Genomic DNA, 15,117 nt, shown 5'->3' with positions numbered 1-15,117 from the left:
GAGACCCCGACCCTGCGCCCTCCCCTGCATCGTGTGAGCCGTACCGCCATCTGGTACTGGACCGTGCGCGCCGCCCTGGGCTGGTTGATCCTCATCGCCGCCCAGGTCGGGTGGCTGGTCGCACAGGGGGACTACCTCGGCGTGCGCGTCTCCGGTCTCGTGATCACGGTCGTCGTCGCCGCGGCGCATCTGGCCGTCATGCCCCAGTGGCGCTTCCGGGTCCACCGCTGGGAGACCACCCCCACCGCCGTGTACACCCAGTCGGGCTGGTTCAAGCAGGAATGGCGGATCGCCCCGGTCTCGCGGATCCAGACCGTGGACAGCGAGCGCGGGCCGCTGGAGCGGCTGTTCGGACTGGCCAACGTCACGGTGACCACGGCCTCGGCCGCCGGACCACTGAAGATCAGCGGGCTCGGCCAGGACACGGCGCAGCGACTCGTCGCCGAACTGACGGCGACCGCCCAGGCCACCGCAGGTGACGCGACATGACCGAGACCGGCGAGATCGGCCCGCGTGGATTTGAGGCGGGCGCGGCCGAACCGGAGCAGGAGCCGGTCTGGCGGAGGCTGAGCCCTCGGATGCTGCTGGTCCACCCGGTCCAGGAGGTCGTACGGGCGGCGCCGGCCCTGCTCGGTCTGCTGGTGGCCGGGTCGAGCAGCGGCGGGCGCGGGCACCTGTGGAGCCTCGCCGCCGTCGGCCTCATGGTGGTGTACGGCATCCTGCGCTGGTTCACCACCACCTACCGGATCACCTCCGAGCACGTTCAGGTACGTAAGGGCGTGCTGCAGCGCAAGGTGCTCACGGTGCCGCGCGACCGGGTCCGTACCGTGGACGTCACCTCCCACGTGCTGCACCGCCTGCTCGGCCTCGCCCGTGTCGAGGTGGGCACCGGCACGTCCGACAAGGCGGGCGGCGGCGGTCTCAGGCTCGACGCGCTGGGCGGCGCCGAGGCGGCCCGCCTGCGGGTCGAGCTCCTCCACCGCTCGAGCCGTACGGCGGACGCCCAGGCCGCGGACGCGACACGCGGGGATGTCGCGCCCGGGGATAATGCGCCCGGGGACATCGTGCTCGCGACGCTGCGGCCGGCCTGGATCGGGTTCGGGCCGTTCACGCTGTCGGGACTGATCACGGTGGGTGTCATCGCGGGCTTCGTCTCGCGGTTGGCCTCCGAGGGCAACGTGGACCTGGGCCGGTTCCGGCTACTGCGCGAGGGATGGCGGTGGTTCGGCACGCTGTCGCTTCCGCTGCAGGTCGCGACCGTCGTGCTGATCCTGGTGGTGTTCGTGGCGGTCGCCTCCACGCTCGGATATGTGTTCGCGTTCTGGAACTTCCGGCTCAGCAGGCACGGCGGAACGCTGCACGTCACCCGGGGTCTGATCACCACCAGAGCCACCACCATCGAGGAGCGGCGGCTGCGCGGCGTCGAGATCAGCGAGCCGCTGCTGCTGCGTGCCGTGCGCGGGGCGCGGCTCATCGCGGTGACGACCGGGCTGCGCGTGGGCCAGGGCGCCCAGCGTGGCGGGTCGATGCTGCTGCCGCCCGCGCCGCGGGGCGAGGCCGAGACGGTCGCCGGTCTCGTGCTCACGGCGGAAGGCTCGCCGCCGCGCCCCGGGCCGCCGCCGACCACGGCGCCTCTCATGCCGCACGGACCCGCCGCCCTGCGCCGCCGGTTCACCCGGGCCCTGGGCGTCAACGCGCTGCTCGCGGCCGCGCTCTTCGCCCTGGGGCGATGGGCGGACCTGCCGTCGTGGCCGTGGGTGTCGGCTCTCGCACTGCTTCCGGTCACGGCGCTGCTGGCGGCCGACCGTTATCGCTCCCTCGGGCACACGCTCGTCTCCGGCCATCTGGTCACCCGTTGGGGGTCGCTCGTACGCCGGCGGGTGATGCTGGAATGCGACGGGATCATCGGGTGGAACGTGCGGCGTTCGTTCTTCCAGCGCCGTGCCGGGCTGGTGACGCTGACCGCCACGACGGCGGCGGGCCGCCAGGGCTACCACGTATCGGACGTCGACCTCGCCGAGGCGCTGCGACTGGCCGCCGAAGGGTCACCGGGGCTGCTCGACCCGTTCATCATCCCCGAAGGCTTTTCGTGGGAAATGGCATAAATTGCCCTCCTTACGATAGGACTGGGCATATCAGGCGCGCTGTGAGGCGCGGCCACCGCCGCCCAAAGGAGTTGGCTTGACCCGCTACGGCCAGATGTTCGGCCCCGACATCACCTTCCTCGGCGTGGACCGCTGCGATCTGGACGATCCCGCCGGCTACGCGGACGCCGATGTGATCATCCTGGGGGCGCCGTTCGACGGCGGCACCTCGCACCGGCCCGGGGCGCGCTTCGGGCCGAACGCCATCCGCCAGACCTGCTATCTGCCACACGACGGATCACGCCCCAGCCTGGCGATGCGCGTCGACGCCCTGCGGGACCTGCGCGTGCTGGACGCGGGCGACGTCGAGACGTACTCCGGCGACATCGAGGGCAGCCTGCGGGCCATCGAGGATGCGGTGGCCCGCATCGCGGCCTCCGGCGCGATCCCCATCGTGCTCGGCGGCGACCACACCGTGGCCCTGCCCGACGCGACCGGAGTCGCCCGCCACCACGGATTCGGCCGGATCTCCATGCTGCACTTCGACGCCCACGCCGACACCGGGCACATCGAGTTCGGCCACCTGTACGGCCACGGGCAGCCGATGCGGCGGCTCATCGAGTCGGGCGCCGTCCGCGGCGACCGGTTCCTGCAGATCGGCCTGCGCGGCTACTGGCCCGAGCCGGACACCCTGGACTGGATGGCCGGCCAGCGGATGCGGTCGTACGAGATGACCGAGATCGTGACGAGAGGCCTCGACGAGTGCCTCACCGAGGCGTACGGCATCGCCCTCGACGACTGCGACGGCGTCTATCTGTCGGTGGACGTCGACGTCTGCGATCCCGGACACGCGCCCGGCACCGGCACGCCCGAGCCCGGCGGCCTGTCGGCCCGTCAGCTTCTCGACGCGGTCCGCCGGACCTGCTACGAGCTGCCCGTCGTCGGGGTGGAGATCGTCGAGGTCGCCCCGCCGTACGACCACGCGGACATCACCGCGTATCTCGGCAACCGGGTCGTCCTCGAAGCGCTCTCGGCCATGGCCCGCCGCCGCAAGGACGCCGCCGAAGGCACCAGCTGGGATCCCTCCCAGCCCCTCCTCGACAACCGCTGACCTCACCCCCCGACACCTTACGGGGTGGGTGTGTCAGGGGGTATCCGATCGATCACGGAGAGCCCTGATCCGGTTGATTTCAGCCGCTCGGTGCTTCACACTACTGGAATGATCGGCAACGTGCTGATCATTATGGGTTTCGGGGACTCATGGTTGTTTAAGTGGCTCAGGCGCCGGGCAGCGGCGAGCCGTGCTCACCTCAACTGAAAGCTGGTCGCCGATGGGTTTCGCGTTCCTCGGCCGGGACATCGCGGTGGATCTCGGTACGGCGAACACGCTTGTATACGTACGGAAGAAGGGCATCGTCCTCGACGAGCCCTCCGTGGTGGCGATCAACCTGCACACCGGCAAGATGATGGCGGTGGGCAAGGCGGCCCGCGAGATGATCGGGCGCACGCCGCCCCACGTCACCACGCTCCGCCCGCTGCGAGACGGTGTGATCGCGGACCTCGAGGCGGCCGAACGCATGCTCCGCCACTTCATCCAGCTCGCGCATCCCAACCGCTACCTCGCCAAGCCCCGCGTCGTCGTGGCCGTGCCGAGCGGCACGACCAGCGTGGAGCAGCGCGCGGTCAAGGAGGCGGCCTACGAGGCCGGGGCCCGGCGGGTGGAGCTCATCGAGGAGCCGATGGCCGCCGCGATCGGCGCCGGGCTGAACATCGGCGAGACGACCGGCAACATGGTCGTGGACATCGGCGGCGGCACGACGGAGGTCGCGATCGTCTCCATGGGCGGCGTGGTGGTGTCCAAATCGGTCCGGGTCGGCGGCGACGAGCTCGACGAGGCGATCGTCGGCCACGTCAAGAAGCAGCACTCCCTGCTCCTCGGCGAGCGTACGGCGGAGCACATCAAGCTCACCCTCGGCACGACCGGGTCCGGCGGTGACGACACCACGATCCCGATCCGCGGCCGGGACCTGGTGACCGGGCTGCCGAAGACGGCCACGATCTCCCGGGCCGAGGTGCGGGAGGCGATCGAGGACCAGGTCCAGACGATCGTCGACGCGGTGCAGACGACGCTCGACCAGTGCCCCGCCGAGCTTGCGGGTGATCTGCTGGACAACGGCGTCGTGCTCACCGGCGGCGGCTCGCTGCTCGACGGACTGCCGGATCGGCTGAGAGAGGCGATCGGCATGCCGATCCATGTGGTCGATGAGCCGCTGCATTCGGTCGTGCTGGGCGCCGGGCGCTGCGTCGAGCAGTTCGACGAGATGCGCGACGCGTTCCTTCCCGAAACCCGCCGATAAGGACCTGCTGATGAGGTCCTTCGGCCGACGGCTGCCGATGCTGCTGGTCGTCCTGTCCGTCGCGTTGATCGCGGCCGACCGGTGGGCGTCGCCGACCCCGCTCCGGGCGCTCGGGTCGGCGGTCTTCGGCTCGTTGGAGAGCGTCGCCTCCTCCGCGACGCGGTGGCCCGCAGACACGGGGCGGATCGAGCGTCTGGAGCGGGAGAACGCCAGACTGCGCGCGGCGCTGCTCGCCACCGGGCGTCCGTCCGGACCGAAAAAGAACAAGCACGATAAAGGCGACAAAAGCCCGATGGACCGCTACCGCGTGGTTCCCGCCCACGCCATCGGCTTCGGCCGGGACCGGACCGTGACGATCGACGTGGGCAGCGCCGCCGGGGTGGCCCGCGACATGACGGTGTTCGACTCCGACGGCCTCATCGGCCGGGTGATCCAGGCCGGACCGGCGACGGCGACCGTGCAGCTCATCACCTCTCCGTCCGCCTCGGTCGGCGCCAGACTGGCCGGCTCGCGTGAGGTGGGGGTGGTGAAGGGCGTGGCCGACCATGGTGCCGACGGGGGCCTGATCCGGCTCAGCCTCCTGAACCCCGAGGCGTCCGTCTCCCCGGGTGACCATGTGGTGACGCTGGGATCGCCGAACCTGCGGCCCTACGTCCCCGACGTTCCCATCGGCAGCGTGGTCTCGGTGGAGGACGCGTCCGGCGGGCCGACCCGGACCGCGCTCGTCCGGCCGTTCGCGCGCTTCAGCGCCCTCGACCTCGTCACCGTCGTGCTGGGGAGTGAGGCCCTGTGAGGGCGTTCCTGCTCGCGGCGGTGTTCGTCATCCTCGCCCCGGTCGTGCAGGCCGCCGTCGTGAACGCGCTGCCGTGGAGCGGCCCCGACCTCGTCCTGATCGGCGTCGTCGCGTTCGCCCCGCTGACCCGCCACGGCGCCCTGCTGGGGTTCGCCGCCGGGCTGGCCGCCGACATCGCGCCGCCGGCCGACCACACCATCGGCCGCCACGCGCTCGTCTTGTGCCTGGCCGGATGGTTCCTCGCCAGGATCCCGCCGGAGAGGCCGACCGGGTTCGGCACGGCAGGCCGGACAGGCCGGACAGGGTGGACAGCGTGGGCGGGCGGGACGGGCCGGGCCGGGTTCCGTACGGCACCGCGCCCGGTCATTACGGCCCCGAGCATGATGGCCCCGATCATGGCGGCGCCGGTCGCCCTCGGCGCCGCGCTGCTCGACGCCCTGCTCGCCGTGCTGCTGGGCGACGAGCCGAAGGCCTCGGTCCTCGCCTCGCTGCCCGGCTCGCTCGTCTGGACCGTCCTCGGCGCGGTCGCCGTCTCGGCCGCGATCGCCCTGCTCCCCCGGCGTCGACGGTCACCGTTCCGGAGCCGCCATGCGTAACCGGACGCACGGCACCTATCGCGGGCCCAAGAGACCCAGGGGTCCCAAGGGGCCCAGGGGACGGCTGGCGGTCGTGTTCACGATCGTGACCTCGCTCATGCTGACGCTCCTCGGCCGCCTGTGGTACCTGCAGATGATCACCGGTCCCGAGTACACCAGGGCGGCCACCGAGGCGCGCGTCCGGACGGTCTCCCTTCCGCCGGTGCGCGGCCGGATCCTCGACGTCCACGGCCGTCCCCTGGTGACCAACCGGACCAGGCCACAGGTCTCGGTGGACTACATGGCCCTCCGCCACCAACCCGACGGAGGCAGGGCCGTGCTGACCCGGTTGGCCAAGGCCCTCGGCCGGCCGTACGAGGAGATCGCGAACCGGGCGCGGCTGTGCGGCAGGGACGTGCCACGGCCCTGCTGGCCCGGCTCGCCGTACGAGCCGATCATCGTTGCCGACGACGTCGACGCCAGGACGGCGCTGTCCATCGCCGAACGGCACGACGAGTTCCCCGGGGTCGGTACGACGATGCGCCCGGTCCGGACCTACCCGCTCGGGACGGCGGCCGCCCACCTGCTCGGCTACCTGCAGCCGGCGGCGGCCGGCGCCACCGCGGCGCCGGGCGGCGGCCGGGGCGCGGAGCTCGTGGGCCGCGACGGGCTGGAGGCAGAGTACGACGACGTGCTGGCCGGCCACGCGGGGGTGCGCGAGATCGCCGTCGACAGCACGGGCAGGGTCACCGGCGTGCTCGGCGAGCGGGATCCGGAACCCGGCTATGACCTGGTGACCAGCATCGACGCGCGGATCCAGAAGCTCACCGAGCGCGCGCTGGCCAAAACGATCGCCAAGGCGCGCAAGCGGGGCGAGCCCGCTGACATCGGCGCGGCCGTGGTGCTGGAGGCCAGGACCGGGCGGGTGACGGCGCTCGCCAGTTATCCCAGCTATGACCCCAAGGTGTGGGGCGGCGACCTGTCCCAGCAGGACTTCGAGTCGCTGCCGCTGGCTTCGAACGCGGTGCTCGGACAGTGGCCGCCCGGCTCCACCTGGAAGATCGTCTCGACGGCGGCGGCGGTGAAGGCCGGCCGCAGGCCGGGCGCCTCCTACGACTGCCCGGGCTCCTACCAGGTGGGCGGGCGCTCGTTCCGCAACTTCGAGGGCGCCGCGCTCGGCCCCATGGACCTGCACCGCGCGCTCGTCGTCTCGTGCGACACGATCTTCTACCGCTTCGCGTATGAGATGTGGCGGCGCGACGGCGGGGTGAAGCCCGTCCGCCGCCCCAAGGACCCGATGCAGGCGATGGCCGGAGAGTTCGGCTTCGGCGAACGCACCGGGGTGGACCTGCCGAACGAGGCCGCCGGTCGCGTGCCCGACCGAGCCTGGAAGAGGGCCTTCTGGGAGCGGACCAAGGCGGACACCTGCCGCCGGGCCAAGACCGGCTACCCGGAGGAGTCCGACCGGCGGCGGGCCGCTTATCTCAAGGCGCTGGCGGCCGACAACTGCCGTGGCGGGGGCGTCTGGTGGGCGGGCGACGCGGCGAACTTCGCGATCGGCCAGGGTGACGTGCTGGTCACACCGCTGCAGCTCGCCCGCGGCTACGCCGCGCTCGCCAACGGGGGCAAGCTGCTGCGCCCGCGCATCGGCAAGGCCGTGGTCCGGCCGGACGGCACGGTCGTCCGCAAGATCAAACCGTCCGTGGTGGGCAAGGTCGACGTCTCCCGTAAGACCCTGCGTTACATCCGCGACGCGCTCGCGGACGTCCCCCGCGCGGGCACCGCCGCGGGCGCGTTCGCGGGTTTCCCGTTCGACCGGCTCGCCGTGGCGGGCAAGACCGGTACGGCCGAGGCGTACGGCAGGCAGGACACCTCCTGGTTCGCGTCCTTCGCCCCGGCCAAGGACCCGAAGTATGTGGTGGTCGTCGTGGTGTCCCAGGGCGGCACCGGTGGGTCGACCGCCGCCCCGGCCGCCCGCGACATCTGGGAGGGCATCTACCGCCTCCCGGCCAAGGCGTCCGCCAAACCGTCTTCCAAGGCGAGCTCGCGTCGCCGTGGTGGTGAGCGATGACGATCCCGCGCCCCCTTGCCACCCGGCCTCCGCTCGGCCGGGCCGCCTCGCGCCGCCCCCTCTGGCGTCGCGTCCTCTCCCGCCGCGTCCTCTCCCGCCGGGCGGATGCGCATATGGCCCGGCGGTCCGCGGCGGCCTCCCTCGACTGGTGGGTGACGATCCCGGCCGCCGTCCTGTGCGGGATCGGCCTGCTGCTGGTCTGGTCGGCCACCCGCAATGAGCCGGATTCTTCCCTGCTCACGCGGCAGGCCCTCAGCGTGGGCCTGGGCCTCGCGCTCATGTGGCTCGTGTCCCGCCGCGACCCACGGGTCCTGCGGGCGTACGTCCCGGTGCTGTATCTGATCGCGCTCGCCGGGTTGGTCGCCGTGCTCACCCCGCTGGGCCGTACCGTCAACGGTTCACACGCGTGGATCTTCCTCGGGTCCGGGCTGCAGTTCCAGCCGTCGGAGTTCGCCAAGATCGCGCTGATCCTCGCGCTGGCCGCGGCTCTCGGGGAACTGCGGGAGGGCGAACGGCGGCCGGGCCGGGGCGCGGTGCTGCTCGCCCTGGCGCTCGCCGGCCTGCCGATCGGCCTGATCATGTTCCAGCCGGACTACGGCACGATCCTCGTCTTCGCCGCAATCTCGGCCGGGATGATCCTTGTCTCCGGGGCGCCCAAGCGCTGGCTGGCCGGGCTCGCCGCGGCCGGCGGCCTGGCCGTCCTCCTGGTGTGGCTGCTCGACCTCGTCCAGCCCTACCAGATCCAACGGCTGATGGTGCTCACCGACCCGGACGCCGACCCGATGGGCCTCGGCTACAACGCCACCCAGGCCCGGATCGCCGTCGGCTCCGGCGGGTTGCTCGGCAAGGGGCTGTTCCAGGGAGAACAGACCGCCGGACATTTCGTGCCCGAGCAGCACACGGACTTCATCTTCACCGTCGCGGGCGAGGAGCTCGGCTTCCTCGGCTGCGCGTTCATCGTGCTGCTGATGCTGTTCCTGCTGTGGCGCGGGCTGCTCATCGCCGCGCGGAGCGCCACGCCGTACGGCACGGTGCTGGCGGGCGGCGTGGTCTGCTGGCTGGCGTTCCAGACGTTCGTCAACGTGGGCATGACCATCGGACTGCTGCCGATCACCGGGCTGCCGCTGCCGTTCGTCTCCTACGGCGGCTCGGCCACCATCTCCACCCTCACCGCCGTCGGCTTCCTCAGCACCGTCCGGCGCCGTACGGCTCTGCCCGGCTGAGCGTCGCCCGCGGACAAGCACCAGCGGGCCGTTAAGCTCAGGCTGCCTGCCGTCAACGGAAGGGTTCAGACGCAAATAGGCGGCTCCTCTGCCCTGCTTGTCGGCTTAACGATTCCTATCTCTCTGACAACCTGAGAGATGGTGGTATCGAAGTCATACGACTTGGTGTTGATCGCGACCATGCCTTCGCGGTGTTGGTTATAGGTAAATGATGTTGTAAATATCATGATGTCGGCTACGGAAACCGCGATGTTTATGGTGTCACCGCGGGGATCCAATTGATTGACGATCCATCCGAGAGTATCTGACATTACTGTGCAAACATACACCACCTCCCCGAGCATATTGGGGGGAGCCGCCAGCAGACCGCTTGCCTGGTCCTCATAACCTGCGGCGCGGCCCAGTGCCATGTAGACGGCGCGCCGGTCTTCGGCGTGCCCGTCCAGAGCCATTCGTGTAACCAGTTCGCCATCGGCGATCTCGAAGTGCCGTTCGTGATGCACCACCATGTCAAACGGGCCAGGCCGACCAAAATGGAAGCTCAGAACGTCTTGAAGTTCGGCTCGAAGGTCTTGCGTCGTTCGGCGGCCAAAGACAAGGCCAGGCGCCTGGGGGGATGTGGCGTAAAAATCTGGGTCGTTCCCATCCGAGCGTATGATCACGTTGATGGCCTCAGTCGTCACCACGCACCACCTTCAACGCCTCCTCGATGTCCAATCCCACCTGTTTGACTAGTATGTCCTTAACCACCCCCGGTGCAAGGCTGACCCCGTCGTGGAACGCGAAGGTGAGGGGCGGTCGTCCCTCGCAGACGAGCTTACGGTGCGACCCCCGGCGGGCCCGCTCTTCGTAACCAAGGCTGAGGAGGACAGCAAGCATCTGCTTCGCCTTCAGCGACGGAAACGGGTTGGGCACTCGTCTGATTCCCTCCTGATGAGGGATCTATCCTGGCCCATCTGAAGATCGATGGCGTCGAGTTCGCTGACCTTGTCTCTCATGGTCTCCGATCGAGGGGACCGCTTGCACATACTTGCGGCCCAGGCCGCTCACGGTTCCACCCGTGGGCCCCACGTCCTGGGACGTGTGAACCACGAGCTTCTCTCGGACCCTGACCAACACGCGATCAAGAAGAGATATTCAAGAGTTTTCTTCGTGCGCATCCCCCGAGTTATCCACAGAACGTGTTTCGGGTCCAGGTGGGCCCGCCGTGCTCGTCCACGCTGGCTCCATGACAGATAGGGGTGGCATGGCCGGTGGACATTTCACGGCGGCGGAGTTGCGGGAGAGGGGATGGAGCCCCGCTATGATCCGGGTGCTCCTCGGGCCGCCAGATCGGCTGGCGCCCAATCCGGTTTTCCGTTCAGCGTCACCGATGCGCCTGTACGAGGTGGACAGGGTGGTTCTCGCCGAGAATTCGGAAGCGTTCGCGGTGCTGCGCGGCGAGGCAGAGCGGAGATCGCGGTCGGCGCTGGCCGCTGTCGAGCGCAGGCGCGGCGAAACGCTCGAACATGTCAACCGCATGCGGATCACGGTGCCCGTCCTCGACTGGAACGAACTGGCCCGTAAGGCGGTAGCTCATCGAAACCGTATCGACGCAGAGCGGGCGCGGTATCGGCTGGACCACATCCCGGCATCGGCTCGAGTGGAGGAGGTGGACGAGCCGACCTTGCAGAGGTGGGTGGTCAACTACCTGCGTCACGCACTCACAGGCTATGACGATGAGCTGGAAGGCCTGTTCGGCAAGGTCGGCCGTGCGGAAGGAGAACGACTACTGAGAGGGCGCATCTACGCCGCCATCGCTCGCGCCTACCCCAAACTCGCCGATGAATGCCGGCGACAACTCCGCTTACGCCAAGATGGAGACCTCGACGAAACGGATCGGGCTGCTGGGTCGGTGAAGTTTCCACTGAACAGAGGGCAGGGGCACGCATGACGGCAAAGTCGCCGCCGTCAACAGGTGCTCTCCCATTCCAAATCGCCCTTCTCCACGGGCGGGCACCGGCCGCGGATGGGCCGGCCGGTCTCCAGCGATCTCGCCGTCGCCGCGAGCAGCGCCAGACAGGACGGCCAGACGACTCCTTCGAGACGCCCGAACTACTGTTTTCCGACGCGGCCGACCATGCGGGCGTACATCCGGCCGGGGCTCGGCAGGGACGGGGGGTTGAGGAAGCCGGGCAGTGTGGGAAGGTCGACCGCGAAGGGCTGCAGCCGCTCGTACAGTTCGCAGGCGTCGGCCGGCCGGTTCTCCGGCTGCTTCTCCAGCAGTTCGGCGATCAGCCGGTCCAGCGCGGCGGGCACATTCGGGACCCGCGGCGGTCGCGCCTTCACCTGCTTGTCGAAGACCGCGTACTCCGTCGGCCCGGTGAACAGCTGCCTGCCGGTCAGCATCTCGTGCAGGACACAGCCGAGGGCGTACAGGTCGCTCTCCGGCCCGGCGATCCCGCTCTGGATCTGCTCGGGCGACATGTACGCGGGGGTGCCGAGGATCTGCCCGATCCTGGTGAATTGACGGGTTTCCCCCTCCCGCAGCATGGCGAGCCCGAAATCGAGGACCTTCACGCTGCCGTCGGGGCAGAGCATGAGGTTGGTCGGCTTGAGATCGCGGTGGCAGATCGACAACTTGTGCGCCGCCGTCAGTACGGCGCATGCCTGGGCGACGATGGCGGCGGCCCAGGGCACGGGAAGCGGGCCGTGCTCGCCGAGCAGGTCGGCGACCGTCACTCCCTCGATGAACTGCATGACCTGGAAAAGACGCTGCTCGTACGTGCCGAAGTCGTAGAGGACCGGCGCTCCCGGGTGCTCCAGCCGAGCCAGGATCCGCGCCTCCCGGATGAACCTGCGCTCCAGTTCCTCGTCCTGACCGCCGGGGAGCCGCAGGAACTTCACCGCCACCCTGCGGTCGAGATGCCGGTCATGACCGCCGTAGACCGCACCCATCCCGCCCTGGCCCAGGGGAAGGTCGTCAAGCTCATAGCGGTCACCGATGACCAATGCACCCTCCCGTCGGCCTGTACCGGAAAAAACTACACCTTCAGACAGGTGGAAGAAGAGTGCCGGCGATCAACCCTTCGACCCCGGCGCGGGCGAGCTTCTCCCCCGCGGCGGTCACCTCCCTGAGGCCGTCCTCGAGGGCGAGAAGCTGCCGGAAGGCCCTGCCGTACGCCCGCTGACGGGCCATGGGCAGCCGTGGCACGCGGGCGCGGCGAACGTCGACCCTGCTCGCGCCGACTCTGCTGGCGCCGACTCGGCTCGTCCCCGTTCCCGGCCCGCTCGCGGCGAACCGCAGGAGACCGGCGAGGAACTCCGGGTCGAGCTTGGCGGGGTCCACTCGGAAGACGCTGAGGTGCGGGCCCAGCACCACGCCTTCGACGTCGGCGACCCGCGCTGTGATGGCGGACGCGACGACGTCCCCGGGTCGGATCGTCACCAGGCCGTCCGCGGACGGGGTCGATCCGGACGGCGGCCCGCCCGTCGCCAGGTCGTCGACGGTGAGCACGCGGACCCGCCCATGGGCTTCGGGCAGCGCCTTGAGCGAAGAGTGGCGGACCGTCACCATCCTCGCCCTGACCAGCTCGGCGACGGTGGTGGTGGCAGAGGAGGAGGAGTCCCAGGCGTCGGCGCCGCGCGTCCCACCCGGGCCCTGCGCGCTCGCCTCGCCGGACCCGGTGAGGTCCGGTAGGGCGAGGTCGGGCAGGACGAGGTCGGGCACGGCGTCCGCCAGCGCGGCCGCCGCCGTACGGAACCGGTCGCGCACGAGGGGGAACCTCCGGGCGTCGCCTGGCGCCGACAGATGCCGTGCGGGGCCGACGTCCACCTCGTCATCGAGAACGTCGATGATGCGGACGGTGCGGCCGCCCTGTGGCAGCTCAGGCAACCCGGGCATCTCAGACAGCCCGGGCAGCTCAGACAACCCGGGTGGCTCAGACAACCCGGGTGGCTCAGACGACCCGGGCAGCTCAGGCGACCCGGGCGGCTCGGCCCCGGCGAGGCAGGCCCGCCATACCGATTCGACGATCGACAGGTCGTCGGCGGCATCGGCCACGAGGAACGTCGCGGGCTGCGGCTCGCCGGGGATCGGACGGCGAAGCAGCCACAGATCCGGGCCCCCGGCGGACAGCGTGATCACGGCACGCAGCGTCCCACCGCGCAGCAGGTTCGCCCGGATCCGCCGCCCGGAGCGCCTCCCGGCGGCGGCCGCCGGCATCAGAATGGCGACGGGCCCGCCCGGCCGCACATGGGCGAGACAGTGTTGGACCCACGCGAGCTCGGACTCGCCCCGCGGCGGCATGCCGTACCCCCACCGGGGATCTCCGACCAGCTCCTCGTGTCCCCACGCCCGCTCGTTGAACGGCGGGTCGCACACCACGGCGTCGGCCCGCTCCTCGAGGAAGCCGTCGTCTCTGAGCGTGTCGCCCGCGACGATCCGCGCGCTGTGCCCGCGCAGCAGCAGCCGTACGGCGGTCAGGACGGCCACGGTCTCGTTGACTTCCTGGCCGAGCGGCCGGGTCTGCTCGGGCACGCCGAGCAGCAGGGTTCCCATGCCACAGGCCGGGTCCAGGACGGATTTCGCGTCGGCGCAGGCCAGCCGCGTCATCAGCTCGGCCAGGTCGGCCCGGGTGACGGCCAGCCGCCGGCTGTGCGCCTCGGCGTAGCGGTCGCACAGGAATTCGAACGTGGCCGCGTCGCCCTGCCGTTCGGCCATCTCCGCGATCAGGCGGATCAGTTCCGGATCGATGAGGCCGGGGCCCGCCATCCTGGCCGGGAGATCGCCGGTCGCGGCCTCGACTGCGGGCCCGAGCCGTACGGCCAGGCCACCGGGATCGCGGGCGAGCCGCCGCCATCCGGCGGGATCACGCCTCAGGTAGAGCAGGAACGCCCCGGCGTGGCCGACCATCTCCCCCAGCCTCAGGTCGTCGGCCGCTGCCCGCAGCCGCTGCCAGACCCGGTCGCCGATGGACAGCTCGAAAGACTTGCCGTTGCGGCGCAACCACGCCTCTACTTCGGGAAGGGAGAAGAGCGGGCTGGAGGCGGTGCCACTCACCGGCTGCGGGAAGTCCTCATAGCGGCGACGCCAGTTGCTGACCGCCGCCCGGCCCACACCGGCCAGGCGGGCGATCTCGCCGGCGTTCACCGTGGCCTCTCGTATCGTGGCCTCAGGAACCGAGGCCTCAGGAACCGAGGCCTCACGCGCAGCCGGGATCTCGTGGCTCATGAGGCTCAGGCTAGCATCATACTTGTGAAGTGATTCAACCAGTGGTTTACTCAAAACTATGACGCACAACCGCATCCGCTACGCCGCCGGCACTGATGTCGGGCGCTCCCGCAGCAAGAATGAGGATTCGGTGCACGTGGGCGAGCGCGTTCTCGCCATAGCCGACGGCATGGGCGGACACGGCCACGGGGACGTCGCCAGTGCGGTCGCCATCGGTGCTCTGGCGACTCTGGAAGACGGCCAGCCGCCCGAGGACCCCGTCGCCGCCCTCGAAGGCGCGGTGCTGGAGGCCGGTCGACGGCTGAGCGAGCTGGCCGAGCGTGATCCCGCGATGGAGCGGATGGGCACGACGGTCACGGCCATGCTGTGGGACGGCCAGGACAGGTTCGCGCTCGCGCACGTCGGCGACTCCAGGGCGTACATGCTGCGCGAGGGGAACCTCTACCAGATCACGAGAGACCACACGCTGGTCCAGTCGTTGGTGGACGACGGACGGATGAGCGCGGATCAGGCGGCCAGGCACCCGAGCCGCTCGCTGCTGCTGCGGGCTCTCGAGACCAGCGGCACCGCCGATCCCGACCTCTCGCTGCGGGACGCCAGCCCGGGGGATCGTTATCTGCTGTGCTCCGACGGGCTCACGGCCGTGCTGGATCCGGAGGCGCTGCACCAGGTGCTGACGACGGTCGACGATCCGGAGGAGGCGGTGCGTCGCCTGATCGACCTGGCGAACGAGGGCGGCGGCCCCGACAACATCTCCTGCATCGTCGCCGACATCGAGGCCGGCTCCTCCTAAAATCCGCGG

At 70.3% G+C, this 15,117-nt stretch carries 14 protein-coding genes; 10 read left to right on the top strand and 4 right to left on the bottom strand.

Annotated elements, in window-relative coordinates; genetic code table 11:
• Nucleotides 1-33: 33 nt before the first annotated feature.
• The 8 genes from Mth01_RS05895 to rodA all read left to right on the top strand — a co-directional run bounded on the left by Mth01_RS05895 (nt 34) and on the right by rodA (nt 9,103).
• Entirely contained in the window at nt 34-489 is a 456-nt protein-coding gene (locus tag Mth01_RS05895; protein ID WP_239089402.1) for a PH domain-containing protein, read from the top strand.
• Nucleotides 486-2,105, top strand: coding sequence for a PH domain-containing protein (locus tag Mth01_RS05890; RefSeq protein WP_204012500.1), 1,620 nt, complete (start codon nt 486-488; stop codon nt 2,103-2,105). Before Mth01_RS05895 ends, Mth01_RS05890 begins: the two co-directional genes overlap by 4 nt.
• Before the next feature lie 76 nt (nt 2,106-2,181).
• Entirely contained in the window at nt 2,182-3,195 is a 1,014-nt protein-coding gene (gene speB, locus Mth01_RS05885; RefSeq protein WP_239089401.1) for an agmatinase, read from the top strand.
• Nucleotides 3,196-3,415: 220 nt separating this feature from the next.
• A complete protein-coding gene (gene mreB / locus Mth01_RS05880; protein WP_204012483.1) occupies nt 3,416-4,441 on the top strand; it encodes a rod shape-determining protein in 1,026 nt (341 codons plus the stop codon).
• A gap of 10 nt (nt 4,442-4,451) precedes the next feature.
• Nucleotides 4,452-5,234 carry a rod shape-determining protein MreC gene (gene mreC, locus Mth01_RS05875; RefSeq protein WP_204012479.1) on the top strand — a complete coding sequence of 261 codons (783 nt, stop codon included), beginning with the start codon at nt 4,452-4,454 and terminating at the stop codon, nt 5,232-5,234.
• Nucleotides 5,231-5,830 carry a rod shape-determining protein MreD gene (locus Mth01_RS05870; RefSeq protein WP_204012476.1) on the top strand — a complete coding sequence of 200 codons (600 nt, stop codon included), beginning with the start codon at nt 5,231-5,233 and terminating at the stop codon, nt 5,828-5,830. Before mreC ends, Mth01_RS05870 begins: the two co-directional genes overlap by 4 nt.
• A complete protein-coding gene (mrdA, locus tag Mth01_RS05865) occupies nt 5,823-7,880 on the top strand; it encodes a penicillin-binding protein 2 (RefSeq protein ID WP_204012475.1) in 2,058 nt (685 codons plus the stop codon). The genes Mth01_RS05870 and mrdA overlap by 8 nt, the downstream gene beginning before the upstream one ends.
• Nucleotides 7,877-9,103, top strand: a complete 1,227-nt coding sequence (rodA, locus tag Mth01_RS05860; protein ID WP_239089400.1) for a rod shape-determining protein RodA — start codon at nt 7,877-7,879, stop codon at nt 9,101-9,103. Before mrdA ends, rodA begins: the two co-directional genes overlap by 4 nt.
• A gap of 65 nt (nt 9,104-9,168) precedes the next feature.
• On the opposite strand, the gene Mth01_RS05855 is transcribed toward rodA, so the two are convergent.
• Together Mth01_RS05855 and Mth01_RS05850 are read right to left on the bottom strand one after the other, a co-directional pair.
• The gene (locus Mth01_RS05855; RefSeq protein WP_204012465.1) at nt 9,169-9,786 is read right to left on the bottom strand and encodes a Rossmann-fold NAD(P)-binding domain-containing protein; all 618 of its coding nucleotides are present in this window, start codon (nt 9,784-9,786) and stop codon (nt 9,169-9,171) included.
• Nucleotides 9,776-10,018, bottom strand: coding sequence for a type II toxin-antitoxin system HicA family toxin (locus Mth01_RS05850; RefSeq protein ID WP_204012462.1), 243 nt, complete (start codon nt 10,016-10,018; stop codon nt 9,776-9,778). Before Mth01_RS05850 ends, Mth01_RS05855 begins: the two co-directional genes overlap by 11 nt.
• A gap of 388 nt (nt 10,019-10,406) precedes the next feature.
• On the opposite strand from Mth01_RS05850, the gene Mth01_RS05845 reads away from it, so the two are divergent.
• Nucleotides 10,407-11,036 (top strand): hypothetical protein, encoded by a 630-nt coding sequence (locus Mth01_RS05845; protein WP_204012453.1) that lies wholly within the window; start codon nt 10,407-10,409, stop codon nt 11,034-11,036.
• A 161-nt stretch (nt 11,037-11,197) separates the two neighbouring features.
• Here the strand turns inward: Mth01_RS05845 and Mth01_RS05840 are convergent, their stop codons facing one another.
• A complete protein-coding gene (locus tag Mth01_RS05840; protein ID WP_204012450.1) occupies nt 11,198-12,094 on the bottom strand; it encodes a serine/threonine-protein kinase in 897 nt (298 codons plus the stop codon).
• Between the two features lie 40 nt (nt 12,095-12,134).
• Nucleotides 12,135-14,315 (bottom strand): N-6 DNA methylase, encoded by a 2,181-nt coding sequence (locus tag Mth01_RS05835; RefSeq protein ID WP_204012447.1) that lies wholly within the window; start codon nt 14,313-14,315, stop codon nt 12,135-12,137.
• Nucleotides 14,316-14,373: 58 nt separating this feature from the next.
• Here Mth01_RS05835 and Mth01_RS05830 point away from each other — a divergent pair, with 58 nt between their 5' ends.
• Nucleotides 14,374-15,108, top strand: coding sequence for a PP2C family protein-serine/threonine phosphatase (locus tag Mth01_RS05830; protein ID WP_204012441.1), 735 nt, complete (start codon nt 14,374-14,376; stop codon nt 15,106-15,108).
• Nucleotides 15,109-15,117: the final 9 nt, after the last annotated feature.

Source organism: Sphaerimonospora thailandensis (assembly GCF_016863115.1).
In the GTDB taxonomy this organism is placed as follows: Bacteria; Actinomycetota; Actinomycetes; order Streptosporangiales; family Streptosporangiaceae; genus Sphaerimonospora; species Sphaerimonospora cavernae.
The sequence above is the reverse complement of the archived record's forward strand: the minus strand, read 5'-3'. Positions and strand labels throughout refer to the sequence as shown.